The following is a 14,393-nucleotide window of genomic DNA, read 5'->3' as shown; positions in this document are numbered from 1 at the left end:
GGAGGTGACCCTTCCGGCTAGGAGCCGCGATGATCCTCACTGAAGCACCGGTAGTCACCGCCGCGCTGGAGGCCGCTGTCCGGGCGCCGTCACCCCACAACAGCCAGCCGTGGCTCTTCGAACTCGGGCCGGACGTCATCGACCTCGTCCTCGACGAGGCCCGCGTGCTCACGGTGTGCGACCCCGACCGGCGTGAGGCGCGGCTGTCCTGCGGTGCGGCGCTGCTGAACCTCGAACTCGCGATCGCCGTCGCCGGGCAGACCTGCGACGTGGAGTTCCTGCCGGAGAAGAACCGGCCGGACCTGCTGGCCAGGATCACCATCGGGCCCCGGCACCGGGCGACCGCGGCGGAGCAGCGCCTGGCGGCGTCGATCCGCGTGCGGTACAGCAACCGCCGGCCGTTCGCCTCGACCCCGGTCCCGGCCGGGCCCCGATACGCGGTGCGGCAGGCGGCCCGCGAAGAGGGCGCGAAGCTGATCCTGCTCGACGAGGTCGGCCTGCTGGAGGCCGTCGCGGGGCTCATCCGGCGGGCGGATCACGTGCAGACGCTCGACGAGGGCTTCCAAGCGGAGCTTCGCGCGTGGACCAAGGAGAACGGGAGCTTCGACGGTGTCCCGGCCTACGCGGGCGGGCCCCGGCCCTCCGGCGGGCTGTTGCCGGTCCGGCACCACGGGGAGAGCGACCAGGTCCGGGAATTCGAACGCGATCCGGTCGTCGCGGTCCTGACGACGCCGACCGACGGGCCACTGGCCCAGATCCGGGCCGGGCGGGCGATGCAGCGGGCGTTGCTGACGGCGACGTCGCTCGGCCTCAGCGCGTCGTTCTATTCGCAACCCGTGGAAATCCCGTCCGCACGCGCCGTTCTGCGGTCACTGCTCGGTGAGAACGAGTACCCGCAGGCCGTTTTCCGGCTGGGCTATGGCTTCCCGGGCTCCACCACCCCGCGCCGCCCGCTCGGCGCGGTCATCCGGATCCTGCCGGGGGAGGGACACCGGTGAGCGAGGCCACCGTCCTCGGCACACACCGGTGGACGGCCGAGGAAACGCGGATCCTGGTGCGGGCCGCGCGCTGGGCGCCCCGCCGGTGGCTGCGCGGCGAATGGCCGCTGGAGGTCCGGGGTGACGACATCGACGTGGTCGAACGGCCGGGGGACGACAGCCGGGGGAGGCTCATCGCGTGCGGCGCGCTGCTCGTCCATCTCGAAGTCGCGATGCGGACACTGGGCTGGCTCCCGGAAACCGAGTTCTCGCACGACGAAGCCGATCCGCGGCGGATCGCGCGGATCACCGCCGCCGCGCGGAAACGCCCGACCGCCGGTGATCTCGCCTCGTTCGGGGCGATGTCCGGGCGCGCGTCCTCCTGGTGCCACGGTTCGCCGGTCCTGAGTGTGGACGAGGATCCCGCCGACGGCGTCCGCGTGACCCCCGTTTCGCCACGCCGGATCCGGTCCTTGCCGAGGATCGGCGGCGCGATCGCCGGGACGATCGCGCCACCCGGCGAGGATCCGGAGGATCCGTGGTCGGCCTTCCTGGTCACCACCGTCTCCGAGGCACGCCACCACCTCGTGCGGGCGGGCCTGGTGGCGCAGCGGCTCCGGCTGCTCGCCGTCGAGTCCGGCCTGCGGTGTTCGACCGTCACCGAGCCGTTCGATCCCCCGAAGGTCCGCGTCTCACTGTTCGGCCTCGCCGGGCTGCCCGGGATCCCGCAACTCGTGGTCGGCGTCCATCACACGCGGCGGCGATAGAGCGCGCGGATCCCGAACGCCGCGAGCAACCCGAGGACGGCCAACCCGAACGGCCGGAGCGTGATCGTCCACGGCCACGCCGCGCCGGTGAGCGACAGGTGCTCGGTCCGGTATTCCAAGGTCCTGGCCGTCCAGCGCGTGGTCGCGGTGTCGGTGGTGCGGACCAGGTCTTCGAGTACGGCGTCGAACGGGAACCCCGGCGCGGCGTGCAGGTACACCGGTGAGAGCGCGGAGTACCGATCGGCCACGTGCCTCGTGGCCGCGTCGGCACCGGGGACGATCAGCCGGTCGAGGTCGGCCGCGGCGGGCTTGCCGCGCGGGGCGAAGGTCAGTCCGTGCCGGGATTGGATCGGCGTGCCGTCGAGACCGACCGCCGTCGTTTCGACCGCGAGCGACTGGCCGTAGGTGTCGAACACCGCGGCGAGTTCCAGTTCCCGGATCCCGGTGGTCAGCAGGACCCCCAGCCTCGGCTTGTCCCATCTGAAGGCGGTGTTGAACCCGACGACGGTGTCCGCCGCTTCGAAGGTGTTCTGCGTCATCGGCGGGCTGGAGCCGGGGGAGTAGTGCGTCCAGCCGAGGGTTTCGGCCGTTTTCCGCGCGGTTTCCGTACCGGCGAAGCGTTCGGTGATCCGGAGCGCCCCGTCGATCCCGGACAGGATCCCTGCCGTGGTCAGGACGTTCCCGTCATCGACGTAGCGTGTGCCGCGAATCCAGTCCACGGCGGGGAATTCGTCGTCGAAGCCGTCGATGCGGATCCAGTGCGCGGTGGCTTTCCTCCCGTCGAGGAGCCCCGCCGAGGCGAGCACGCCCGAACCGTTGCAGACGCTCATGAGCAGCGAACCCTTCGACGACTGCCGCCTGAGCCAGTCGGTCACCGGTCGCGTGGTCGGCTCGCCGAGGTCCGGCAACGCGGGTACCACCACGACCTCCGGGGCGGCGGAGGCGAGCAGCTTGTCGAGATCGGCGAAACTCAGGTCGGGGATCAGGTCGAGCCCGCCGGTCAGGGTGACCGGGCGGGCCTCCGGCGCGACGGTATAGAGGTTGAACGCGCCCGCCGTCGCCAGGATCTCGTAGGGAACGAGCGCGTCGGAGACGACGGCGCCCTGGTTCCCCACGACGACAACGGCGGTGGGTTTGGCGGGATCGTGCGCCCGGGGGACCGGCCGCGGCGAGACCCCGTCGGTTCTCGCCGCATAGCGGTTTTCGAAGCTTGAGCTGAGCGTGACACCGCCCAGGGTGAGGGGAAGGGCCAGCGCGGCGACGGTGAAGGCCAGCACTGTCAGCGTGACACGGACGAAGGTGCGCATGTCAGGCTCCGTACTCGGCGCGGCGGCGGACCATGGCGGCGAGCATCGCGGGCACCATCAGCACGTGCCCGGCCGTCATCAGAGTCGCCCCGGAGACCAGGCCGGTCCAGAAGAACGGAAGGAAGAGAACGTAGGGCAGGTACATCGCGGCCGACATCTCCGCGATCGAAGCCCAGCCGTGGCGCCGGATCCGCATCCACAGCGCCATGCCGAGCGACATGTTCGTCGCCATCACCAGCGCGCTCGCGGTCACGTTCTTCGCCAGCTCCGGCCACAGGAACGACCAGACCGGTTCGAGGACGATCATCCCGGCCACCATCGCGAGGAGCATTTCCACCGCGTGGCGGGCGAAGTGCAGGACGGCCCGGTTTCGGGTCTTCGGTTCTGTCGTGTGGTTCATTTCCGGCTCCCTCGATCGGTGCGACGGGAGCAATGGTCGACCGGGGCGGGGCACGACGGCAGGTGCCGGAAGTCATGCGCGGGGTCATGTGACCGGTGGTCAGAACAGGCCGAGTTCCCGCGCGCGCAGGGCGGCCTGGGTCCGGTCCCGGACTTGGAGCTTGGCCAGGACACTCGTCACGAGGTTCTTCACCGTGCCCTCGGCGAGGAACAGGGTCTTGGCGATCTCCCGGTTGCTGCGGCCGTCCGCCAGGAGCCGGACGACTTCCAGCTCCCGCTCCGAAAGCGGCGTCACCAACGGCTGGGCCCGGGGTGTTTCGGCAGGCAGCCGCGCCACCCGCGCGACGAGCTTCGCCGCCACCGACGGCTGCAACACCGACTCACCCCGTTCGGCCGCGACCAGCGCCTCCACCAGCCGCGTCGACGAGACGTCCTTGAGCAGATACCCGACGGCGCCCGCTCGCAGCGCGGCGAACACGTCCTCGTCGTCGTCGAAGGTGGTCAGCGCCAAAACCTGAACGCCGGGCTGCTCGGCCCGAAGCCGGGCGGTGGCCGCGATCCCGTCCAGCACCGGCATCCGCAGGTCCATCAGCGCGACGTCGGGACGGAGTTCGGCGCAGAGCCGGACGGCCTCCTCGCCGTTGGCCGCCTCTCCGACGACGTCGATCTCCGGCTGGACTTCCAGCAAGGTCGCCAACGCCTCGCGGAACAACGCCTGGTCGTCGACGATCAGAACCCGGACGCTCATCCCGGCACCTCCACGGTCAGCGTCAAGCCGTGCCCTTCCGCCGAGTCGACGGACACCCGGCCGCCGAGCCCGGCGACCCGTTCGCGGAGCCCTACGAGCCCGAAACCCTTGTCCGGCGGGGAATCCCCGGCGAGTCCGAGGCCGTCGTCGCGGACTTCGAGCCGGACCAGATCGGCCCCGGCGTAGTCGAGCACCACGGTCGCGGCCTGGGCCCGCGCGTGCTTGCGCACGTTGGTCAGCCCCTCCTGGGCCGCCCGGAACAGCGACTCCTCCACCTCGGGGCGCGTGTCCCGTGCGGTGCCCTTGAGTTCCAGCCCGGTGGGAACGCCGGCCGCGGACGCCTCTTCCGTCAAGGTCCGCAACGCGTCCGCGAGCGGCTCGGAACGTGGCTCTCGCAACGCCGACACCGATCGCCGGACCTCGGCGAGGGCCTCACGCGACTGGTCCTGTGCCTTGGCGAGCATCCCGTCGGCCCGTTCCGTGTCCCCGGTGCCGATCACCGCGCGGGCGGCCTGCAGCATCATCTGCACGACCGTCAGGTGATGACCGAGCCCGTCGTGGATGTCGCGCGCGAGCCGGTTGCGCTCCTGGATCGTCGCGAGCTGTTCGGCCTGGGCGGCGTGATCGCGAAGACGTTCGTGCGCCTCGGCCAGTTCCTCCCGCGCCCGCTTCTCCCGGACGACCAGTTCGGTCACCACGGCGGCGAACACCATCACCGCCAGCGTCCCGAGCCCCTCGCGGAGCCCGTCGATCGGCGCCATCGGCAGGTGGATCAGCGGGATCAGCACCGCGACCCCGAACGCCACGGGCAGCGGCAGCAGCAACACGGTGTGGCAGACGAGGACCACGAGAAGCAGGACGGCCCCGACAGCGGCACCGGAAAGCGAGAACAGCGTGAAGCCGAGCGGTAACTGAACGCAGACGTACGCGATCGCCCAGGCGCGTCCGTGTTTCTGGACCCAGGGAAAGCCGGCGATCGCGATCGCCGCGTAGACCAGCCCGGCGACGAGCGTCGGCAGCACGAGCGTCTCGTAATTGGCCGAGCCGAGGGGCAACGTCACGTACGCGACGAGGGTCAGTACGGCCAGGGCCCGGTTCACGGACACACCATGCCACGCACTTCGCGTTTCGTCCTCTGAATGCGGTACTTGCGTCGTCTCGCTCCGGTCCGTGAAGGCCTCCTTGCCTACCCTGAAGGTAGGGAAGGAGGCCTTCACGGACTTGCGGATCGCCACTTTCGCCCCACACGCACCAGCAGTCACTGCAGCCACAACAGCCACGTCGGTCACGGCGGCTGCGCAGTGAAGGGGTCCTTCACGTACCTCAAGCGGGATGCACGGCGGTGAGGCGTCGGCACAGGAGGTCGTGAGTGGCGAGTGGGGTTATTGAGAGGAAAGGCAAAAGGGGGCATGACCAGCCTCGGTCGCGAAGGAGCTTTTCGCCCGCCGAATGTCCACAAGGGACAACTCTTGCGGAGTAAATGTCCACTTGATGCCCATATACCCATTTTGCACGAGGGGTCGTGAGTGGCAAAGAGCGCTCTAACCCTCTTTGTCACTCACGACCCTCTCGCAAAATGGTGCCAAGCACTCAAATCGGGCACCTGTACGTCAAGGAATGTCCCTTATGGACAGTCGTAAGAGGTGTCAGGGACCGTCGGTGAACCCGCTCCCGTTGCTAACTTCGGTACGACGACCCAACGTCCGTCTGTCACGTCACCGACCCGCGCAAGTAGTCGACGAAACGCGGGGTGTCAGGCGACGGTGCTGTTCCGGATTTCGAGGGAGAAGGGGGTCTGGACGTCCTCGGGTTCGAGGTCGCTCCCGCCCGCGATGCGCCGACGCAGCAGATCGACCGCGGCCCGCGCGATCGCCGCCTTGTCCGGGGCGATCGTCGTCAGCGAAGGGAGGCTGTACGCGCTCTCCTCGTTGTTGTCGAAACCGACGATCGCCATGTCCGACGGCACCCGGACGCCGCGCTCGGCCGCGGCGCGGAGGGCGCCGATGGCGAGAAGGTCGTTGAAGCAGAAGACCGCGTCGGGCGGATCCGGCAGCGCGAGAAGATGCGCCATCGCCTCGGCGCCGTTGGCGCGGTGGTAGCGCAGCGCGGGCAGGACGAGTTCCGGAATGGGCACGAGCCCCGCCTCGTCGAGCGCGGAGTGGTAGCCCTCCAGCCGTTGCGCGGCGGTGTGGCGCTGCGGATGCGCGCCGATCGCGGCGATCCGGCGGCGGCCAAGGGAGATCAGGTGCCGTACCGCGATCCGGGCGGCTTGGACGTTGTCGATGCCGACGTGGTCTATCGGGACGTCGACGACGTGCTCGCCGAGCATCACCAGCGGCACACCTGGTGCCAGGTCTTCGAAGTCGTTGGTGTGCAAAGCCTCCGGGCTGATGATCGCGCCATCGATCAGATGCGGTCCCAGCGCGGACAGCGTGTTGCGCTCCCGCTCGCGGGTGCCGAGGGTCTGTTCGATGAGCACGTTCCACTCGTGCTCCTGCGCGGCCTGCAGCACCAGGCCCGCCAGCTCGCCGAAGTACGGGATGCTGAGTTCGGGCAGCATCAGCCCGAGGAACCCGGTACGGCCCCGGCGGAGGTTGCGGGCACCGAGGTTCGGCCGGTAGCCGGTCGACGCCAGTGCCTCCTCGACGCGCTTGCGGTTCTCCGGCTTCACGAAGTCGTAGCCGTTGACCACGTTCGAGACGGTCTTGACCGAGACGCCCGCAAGCTTGGCGACGTCCTTGAGCGTGGCCACCCTCGCTCCCCTCTGCAGTGCTCCGGCACAGATCCGGCACAGCCTAGCCGCGCGAACGGCGGATTTACAACGTTGTACCAACGATGTAAATCTGGCATCGTCCTTATGAGTGACATGGGTCACCGCAGGCCCGTGTGCTCGACTTTCCCCGAGGAGCGATCGATGTCCCTGCCCATCCGCCGCACCCTGCTCCTGGTGACCGGCCTCGCGCTCGCGCTGACGGCCTGCACCAGCCGCGAGACCCAGCAATCCGCCCCGTCGGGAGCGGGACCGGCCGCTTCGGCGGCGCCGAGCCAGGCCGCCGCCGGGCCGGGGTGTGCCCGCGAGAAGACCGGCTACCCGCAGGTGGACGTGAAGAACGCGGTCGTCGGCTTCTCCCAGTCGGAGAAGGAGGCGAACCCGTTCCGGATCGCCGAGACGCAGTCCATCAAGGACGAAGCGGCGAAACTCGGTATCCCGGCGGACAAACTCCTGGTCACCAACGCGCAGAGCGACCTCAACAAGCAGGTCAGCGACATCAAGTCGTTGCTGGACCGGGGCGCGCAGCTGCTCATCGTGGCGCCGCTGAACTCCGACGGTCTGCAGCCCGCCCTCGACGCGGCGAAGGCCAAGAAGGTCCCGGTCATCACGATCGACCGCAAGGTGACCTCACAGCCGTGCTCCGACTACCTGACCTTCATCGGGTCGAACTTCGTCGAGCAGGGCAAGCGCGCGGCGCAGGAGATGGTGAAGGCGACCGGCGGCACCGGCAAGGTCGCGATCCTGCTCGGTGCGTCCGGCAACAACGTGACCACCGACCGCACCAAGGGTTTCAAGGACGAGATCGCCGGCACCACGGGCATCTCGATCGTCGCCGAGCAGACCGGTGAGTTCGACCGGTCCAAGGGACAGGCGGTCATGGAGCAGCTCATCCAGAGCAACCCCGAGATCACCGCCGTCTACGCGGAGAACGACGAGATGGGCATCGGCGCGGTCACCGCGCTCAAGGCCGCGGGCAAGACGCCGGGCAAGGACGTGAAGGTCGTTTCGATCGACGGCACCCGCAACGCCGTCCAGCTCATCGCCGACGGCAGCTACAACGCGGTCATCGAGTCGAACCCGCGCTTCGGCCCGCTCGCCTTCTCCACCCTGGCGGACTTCGCCGCAGGCAAGGAGATCCCGCCGACCGTGGTGATCTCCGACGACCAGTACGACTCGGCGAACGCCGCGCAGAAGCTCGGAAACGCGTACTGACGATGGAACCGGTTCTCGAGGTCGATGGCGTGACGAAGACGTTCGCCGGGGTGCGCGCGCTCGACGACGTGTCGTTCGCGCTGCGGCCGGGCGAGGTGCACGCGCTGGTGGGCGAGAACGGCGCCGGGAAATCGACGCTGATCAAGGTGCTCACCGGCGTGCACAAGCCGGATTCCGGCACGATCCACGCGCGGGGCGCGATCTCCACGATCTACCAGGAGGTCAACCTCATCCCGCTGATGAGCGTGGCGAGCAACGTGTACCTGGGCCGCGAGCCGAGGAAGCGGTTCGGGCTGGTCGACTGGGCGCGGATGAACTCCGACGCGGCTGCCCTGCTGGCCGACTACGGCATCGACGCCGACGTCCGCCGTCCACTCGGGACACTCGGCGTCGGCGCCCAGCAGATGGTCGCGCTGGCTCGCGCGGTGTCGGTCGACGCCGACGTGGTGATCATGGACGAACCGACGTCCTCTTTGGAGCCGCGTGAGGTCGAGACGCTGTTCGAGGTCATCGGCAGGCTGCACGAGCGCGGGATCGCGATCGTGTACGTCAGCCACCGGATGGACGAGCTGTACCGGATCTGCGAACGGGTGACGGTGCTGCGGGACGGCAAACGGGTCCACACCGGACCGCTCGCCGACCTGCCGCGGCTGGAACTGGTGTCGATGATGCTCGGCCGCAGCGTCGGCGACATCCGGTCGCACGGCGCCACGGCCTTCGAGGGCGATCACGAAGCGGGCCGGGAACCGGTGTTGCGCGCGGAGAACCTCACCAGCGGCAACCGGTTGAGCGGTGTCTCGGTGGAGATCAAACCCGGTGAGATCGTCGGTCTCGCCGGGCTGCTCGGCTCCGGCCGGACCGAGACCGCGCGGGCGATCGTCGGTGATCTGCCGCTGTCCGGCGGCACCGTCCTCGTCGGCGGAAAGCCGGTCCCGCAAGGGAATGTGGCGGCCGCGATGCGCGCGGGCGTCAGCATGCTCGCCGAGGACCGCAAGACCGAGGGGATCATTCCCCATCTCTCGGTGCGGGAAAACATCGTGCTCGCCGCGCTGCCGAAGCTGTCCCGCTTCGGCCTGGTCAGCCGGGCCCGGCAGGACAGGATCGTCGACACCTTCGTGAAACGCCTGCGCATCAAGGTGTCCAGCCCCGATCAGAAGGTCGCCGAACTCTCCGGCGGCAACCAGCAGAAGGTGCTGCTGGCCCGCTGGCTGTGTACCGAGCCGAAGGTGCTGCTGCTCGACGAGCCGACCCGGGGCATCGACGTCGGCGCGAAGGCGGAGGTGCAGGCGCTGATCGACGAACTCGCCAAGGACGGGCTCGCCGTCTTGCTGATCTCGTCGGAGATGGAGGAGCTCCTCGACGGCGCCGACAGGCTGGTCGTGCTCAAGGACGGCGCGGTGGTCGGCGAACTGGCGGGGGAGCAGCTGACCCAGGATCACGTGCTGGCCGCGATCGCTTCGGGCGGTGACAAGGATGACTAGCACCCAGCAGAGAACCGAGGACCCGGGAAGCACCATGACGGACACGGCGAAAACGGTGGACCGGACCAGGGTGGCGCGGTGGCTGCAGGAGTACGGCGTGTACGTCGCCGTCGTCGCGCTCGTGCTGTTCAACATCGCGTTCACGGCGAACTTCCTGACCGTGGGCAACTTCCGGACCCAGCTCATCCAGGCGGCGCCGGTACTGGTGGTCGCGCTGGGGATGGCGCTGGTGATCGGCACCGAGGGCGTCGACCTCTCGGTGGGTGCCGTGATGGCGCTGTCGGCGGCGATCATCCCGTTGTACCTCGGCGCCGGGACGCTGCCCGCGGTCGCCATCGCACTCGTGGCCGGGCTGGCCGCCGGGACACTGAACGGCGTCCTGGTGGCGAGGATCGGGATCCAGCCGATCGTGGCGACACTCGCCTTGCTGGTCGGCGGGCGCGGGCTCGCGCTGGTGCTCGCCGACGGCCAGCTCGTCCAGCTGCACGATCCGGGTTTTCTGGCCCTGGGCACCGGCGAGGTGCTCGGGATCCCGGTGAGCGTGCTCATCGCGGCCGTGCTGGCCGTGCTCGTGGCGGCGCTGGTCGGGAAGACCGCGTTCGGCAGGCGGCTGGTCGCGATCGGCGGCAACCGGCGAGCCAGTGTGCTCGCCGGGTTGCCGGTCAACCGCGTCCTCATCGGCGTCTACGCGATCTGCGGGCTGCTCGCCGCGCTGGCCGGGGTGCTCTCCACCGCCCGCCTCGGCGCCGGCGACCCCGCGGACGCCGGACTGCTGATGGAACTGTCCGCGATCACCGCGGTCGTGGTCGGCGGGACCCCGCTGACCGGCGGGCGCGTCCGCATCCTCGGCACGGTGATGGGGGTCCTGCTCATGCAGCTCGTCCGCGCCACGCTCATCAAGCACAACCTGCCGGATTCGACCGCGCAGATGATCCAGGCCGCGATCATCGTCGGCGCGGTGTACGTCGCACGGGAACGGAGCAGCCGATGACCGCGGCGCCCACGATGGCCGCCCAGGACTCCACGCGGCGCGAGCTGATGGCCGGGGTCCTGCAGAAACAAGGAGCGGCGATCGCGCTGGTGCTCATGGTCGCCGTCGCGTGGCTGCTGTTCCCGCGCTTCGGCAGCCTGGACAACCTGCGTGACATCGCTTTGCAGAGCTCGTTCCTCGCGATCATCGCGCTCGGGATGACGTTCGTGATCATCACCGGCGGGATCGACCTGTCGGTGGGGTCGGTCTACGCGCTCGGCGGGGTCCTCGCCGCGTACGGCTCACAGTGGGGTTTCCTGGTCGCGCTGCTGCTGCCGCTGGCGGTATGCGGGCTGATCGGCCTGATCAACGGGCTGCTGGTCGCGAAGACCGGGATGGCGCCGTTCATCGTCACGCTGGCGTCCCTGCTGTTCGCCCGCGGGTTGCTGCTCGCGATCACCAGCGAGGGCTCGACGACCTACAAGATCCCGGAGGGGGAAGCGTTCGTCGAACTCGGGCGCGGCACACTCTTCGGGTTCGGCTATCCGGTGTTCATCGCGGCGGCGCTGTGCCTGATCGGCGGCCTGATGCTGCGGCGGACCCGGTTCGGGCAGTCGGTGTTCGCCACCGGCGGCTCGGAGCAGTCCGCGAAACTGATGGGACTGCCGGTGGCGCGCACCAAGGTCACCGTCTACGTGATGAGCGGTGTCCTTTCCGGACTCGCGGGCGCGCTCACCGCGGCCTATCTGCAATCCGGTGTCACGGTGATCGGGGTAGGCCTCGAACTGGACGCCATCTCCGTCGTCGTCATCGGAGGCACCCTGCTGACCGGCGGGATGGGCACGATTCTCGGAACGGTCATCGGGGTGGGCATCCGAACGGTGATCCAGAACGTCATCAACCAGATAGGAACTCTCGACAGCAACTACCAGTCGGTGGTCAGCGGTGCGTTCCTGCTGGTGGTCGTTGTTCTGCAGCGGTCGCTGGCCCGCACGACCGCCCGGAGATAGGGAGATCGCATGCACCGAAGAACCGCGCGCGCCCTGAGCGTCGTGGCCGGTCTGCTGGCCGCCGCGACGACACTCGTCCCCATCGCCCACGCCGCGCCCGTCCCGCTCCCCACCCCGTGGACGGACCAGGTTTCGCCGTCGAACGCGCTGCCCGAGTACCCGCGCCCGCAGCTGGTGCGCTCGGAATGGCTCAACCTCAACGGGACCTGGGGGTTCACCGGCGCGCCGAATCTGACCTCGCCGCCGATCGGCAGGCCGCTGAGCGAGAACGTCCTCGTGCCTTACCCGATCGAGTCGATGCTGTCGGGGATCAAACGGCATGAGGACAACATGTTCTACCGCCGGACGTTCACCGTTCCGTCCACTTGGGACGGTCGCCGGGTGAAGCTCAACTTCGGCGCCGTCACCTGGGAGACCAGGGTCTGGGTCAACGGGACGTCGATCGGGAACCACACCGGCGGTTTCGACGCCTTCTCGTTCGACATCACCCCGGCGCTGAAGGCGGGGGAGAACGAGATCGTCGTCGGCGTCGCGTCCCCTGTCGACGGCAGCCGGTACCCGGTCGGGAAGCAGCGCAAGACGCCCAGTGGCATCTTCTACACGGCGGCGTCCGGAATCTGGCAGACCGTATGGCTGGAACCCGTCCGGGCCGAGAACATCACCAGGCTCGACACCACGCCTGACGTCCCGGCCGGCGCGCTCGACCTCGTCGTCCAGGGCACGGCCGGACAGCAGGCGACCGCCGAAGTGCTTTCAGGCGGCCAAGTCGTCGGCACCGCCACCGGCGCCGTCGGGTCCCACCTGCGGGTCCCGGTACCGAACGCGCGGCTGTGGTCACCGGACGACCCGTTCCTCTACGACCTGCGGGTGCGGCTGCCGGGAGGCGACGTCGTCACCGGGTACTTCGGCATGCGGTCCCTGGGCAAGGCGATGGTCGGCGGCGTGATGCGGCCGCTGCTCAACGGCAAGTTCGTCTTCCAGCTGGGCACTTTGGACCAGGGATACTGGCCGGACGGCATCTATACCGCGCCGACCGACGAGGCACTGCGGTTCGACCTCGAACGCCAGAAGGCGCTGGGCTTCAACATGGTTCGCAAACACATCAAGGTCGAGCCCGCTCGGTGGTTCTATCACGCGGACAAGCTGGGGCTGATGGTCTGGCAGGACATGCCCGCGCTCGACTCGATCGACGAAGTCCCCAACGGACACGCGAACTACGAATCCGAACTGCGCCGGATGATCGACCAGCACAAGAGCATCACGTCGATCGTGCAATGGGTGCCGTTCAACGAAGGCTGGGGTGAATACGACGCCGGCCGGATCGTCGACCTGGTCCGCTCGATCGACAACACGCGGCTGATCAACCACAACTCGGGTTCCAACTGCTGCGTGTCCGATCCGGATCCCGGCAACGGCGACGTGATCGACGACCACGCGTACCAGGTCTCCACCGGCACGAGACAGCCGGACGCGAAACGGGTCGCGGTGCTGGGGGAGTACGGCGGCCTCGGCAGACGCGTCGCCGGGCACGAATGGGAACCCGGCAAGGGTTTCGCGTACGGCGCGCTGTACCCGGACGAGACGTCGCTGACGAACCGGTACGTGGAGATCACCAAACAGGCCGGGCGGTTCGTGCACGGCCGTGGGCTTTCCGCGTCCGTCTACACGGAACCGTACGACGTCGAGAACGAGGTCAACGGCTTCTACACTTACGACCGCCGCGTGCTGAAGGTGACCGAGGCGCGGGTGCGCGAGATCAATCAGAAGGTGCTCGCCATCGCCAAGGGCACCGAGGTCGGCCGAGGTGAGCTGGCCTCGCTAAGGGTCACCACGGCCGGATACACCGACCGATACCTGCGGCACCAGGACGACTTCGTCCGCACCGACGTCCTCGGGGAAGGCAGCGCGGACGTCGCCAAGAAGGACGCGACGTTCTGGGTCCGGCAGGGGCTGGCCGACGCGTCGTGCCTGTCGTTCGAGTCGCGGAACTACCCCGGGCAGTTCCTGCGGCACGCGTCGTCGCGGATCCGCAAGGACGCGAACGACGGTTCGGCCCTGTTCGCCGGGGACGCGACCTTCTGCGCGAGGGAAGGCGCCGGTGGAACGGCGCTGGAGTCGTTCAACCAGCGTGGCGCGTACATCCGCCACTACGCCGATACCGTCTATCTCGCGCGCAGCGGCGGGGCGAACCCTTGGGACACGCCGTCGAGCTTCGCGGCGGATACGACGTGGGCGGCCACGGTCCCGCTCTGGCGCAGCGGTGCCGACCTGCCGCTGGACCAGGCGCGCTCGTTCAAGGTGACCACCCCCGGCTTCACCGACCGCTTCCTGCGGCACCGTGACGGCGTCGCGCGGACGGACGTGGTGAACGCGTCGAGCGCGGCGTTGCTCAAGGCGGACGCGACGTTCTTCGTGCGGCGCGGACTCGCGGATCCGTCGTGCTACTCGCTGGAGGCCCGCAACTATCCGGGCCAGTTCCTGCGGCACGCGGACTTCCGGGTGCGGCTCGGCGGGAACGACAACACCGACCTGTTCCGGAAGGACGCGACGTTCTGCGCCCAGCCCGGGGCCGGTGGGGTCCGGTTGGCGTCGGTCAACGAACTCGGCACGAACATGCGGCATTACGCCGAGGAGGTCTTCGTCGCCGCCAGTGGTGGTGGCCACCCGTTCGACAATCCGGTCTCGTACGACCAGGACGTGACCTGGGCGGTATCGGCGGCCTGGGCTCCGTAGCCCGTCCGGTCCGTGA

Annotated in this window: 12 protein-coding genes; 7 read left to right on the top strand and 5 right to left on the bottom strand. The window is 69.0% G+C overall.

All coding sequences use genetic code 11. The annotated features are described in order from the left end of the window. Nucleotides 1–29 precede the first annotated feature (29 nt). Complete coding sequence (locus ACFOSH_RS21850; protein WP_378240883.1) at nt 30–998, top strand: Acg family FMN-binding oxidoreductase; 969 nt, start codon at nt 30–32, stop codon at nt 996–998. After that, complete coding sequence (locus tag ACFOSH_RS21845) at nt 995–1,744, top strand: hypothetical protein (protein ID WP_378240882.1); 750 nt, start codon at nt 995–997, stop codon at nt 1,742–1,744. Before ACFOSH_RS21850 ends, ACFOSH_RS21845 begins: the two co-directional genes overlap by 4 nt. Here the strand turns inward: ACFOSH_RS21845 and ACFOSH_RS21840 are convergent. From ACFOSH_RS21840 to ACFOSH_RS21820, 5 genes are all read right to left on the bottom strand, one after another. Continuing rightward, nucleotides 1,726–3,051, bottom strand: a complete 1,326-nt coding sequence (locus ACFOSH_RS21840; RefSeq protein ID WP_378240881.1) for a DJ-1/PfpI family protein — start codon at nt 3,049–3,051, stop codon at nt 1,726–1,728. The genes ACFOSH_RS21845 and ACFOSH_RS21840 overlap by 19 nt on opposite strands. Before the next feature lies 1 nt (nt 3,052). After that, nucleotides 3,053–3,451, bottom strand: a complete 399-nt coding sequence (locus tag ACFOSH_RS21835; protein WP_378240880.1) for a hypothetical protein — start codon at nt 3,449–3,451, stop codon at nt 3,053–3,055. A 99-nt stretch (nt 3,452–3,550) separates the two neighbouring features. Next, on the bottom strand, nt 3,551–4,198 hold the full coding sequence (locus tag ACFOSH_RS21830) for a response regulator (RefSeq protein WP_378240879.1): 648 nt from the start codon (nt 4,196–4,198) through the stop codon (nt 3,551–3,553). Further along, on the bottom strand, nt 4,195–5,298 hold the full coding sequence (locus ACFOSH_RS21825; RefSeq protein ID WP_378240878.1) for a sensor histidine kinase: 1,104 nt from the start codon (nt 5,296–5,298) through the stop codon (nt 4,195–4,197). The genes ACFOSH_RS21830 and ACFOSH_RS21825 overlap by 4 nt, the downstream gene beginning before the upstream one ends. A 653-nt stretch (nt 5,299–5,951) precedes the next feature. Beyond that, nucleotides 5,952–6,950 (bottom strand): LacI family DNA-binding transcriptional regulator, encoded by a 999-nt coding sequence (locus ACFOSH_RS21820; protein WP_378240877.1) that lies wholly within the window; start codon nt 6,948–6,950, stop codon nt 5,952–5,954. A 162-nt stretch (nt 6,951–7,112) separates the two neighbouring features. On the opposite strand from ACFOSH_RS21820, the gene ACFOSH_RS21815 reads away from it, so the two are divergent. From ACFOSH_RS21815 to ACFOSH_RS21795, 5 genes are read left to right on the top strand one after another with little or no spacing between them, the layout of a single operon-like run. Continuing rightward, nucleotides 7,113–8,183: an ABC transporter substrate-binding protein gene (locus ACFOSH_RS21815; protein ID WP_378240876.1), complete on the top strand. Its 1,071-nt coding sequence runs from the start codon at nt 7,113–7,115 to the stop codon at nt 8,181–8,183. Between the two features lie 2 nt (nt 8,184–8,185). Continuing rightward, nucleotides 8,186–9,664 carry a sugar ABC transporter ATP-binding protein gene (locus ACFOSH_RS21810; protein ID WP_378240875.1) on the top strand — a complete coding sequence of 493 codons (1,479 nt, stop codon included), beginning with the start codon at nt 8,186–8,188 and terminating at the stop codon, nt 9,662–9,664. A 34-nt stretch (nt 9,665–9,698) separates the two neighbouring features. Then, the gene (locus tag ACFOSH_RS21805) at nt 9,699–10,655 is read left to right on the top strand and encodes an ABC transporter permease (RefSeq protein WP_378240874.1); all 957 of its coding nucleotides are present in this window, start codon (nt 9,699–9,701) and stop codon (nt 10,653–10,655) included. Further along, complete coding sequence (locus tag ACFOSH_RS21800; protein WP_378240873.1) at nt 10,652–11,644, top strand: ABC transporter permease; 993 nt, start codon at nt 10,652–10,654, stop codon at nt 11,642–11,644. The genes ACFOSH_RS21805 and ACFOSH_RS21800 overlap by 4 nt, the downstream gene beginning before the upstream one ends. A 9-nt stretch (nt 11,645–11,653) precedes the next feature. Further along, complete coding sequence (locus ACFOSH_RS21795; protein ID WP_378240872.1) at nt 11,654–14,377, top strand: AbfB domain-containing protein; 2,724 nt, start codon at nt 11,654–11,656, stop codon at nt 14,375–14,377. Nucleotides 14,378–14,393: the final 16 nt, after the last annotated feature.

Origin of the sequence: Amycolatopsis speibonae (genome assembly GCF_042647925.1) — a bacterium.
Taxonomy (GTDB): Bacteria; Actinomycetota; Actinomycetes; order Mycobacteriales; family Pseudonocardiaceae; genus Amycolatopsis; species Amycolatopsis speibonae.
This window is presented reverse-complemented; position numbering and strand designations above follow the sequence as displayed.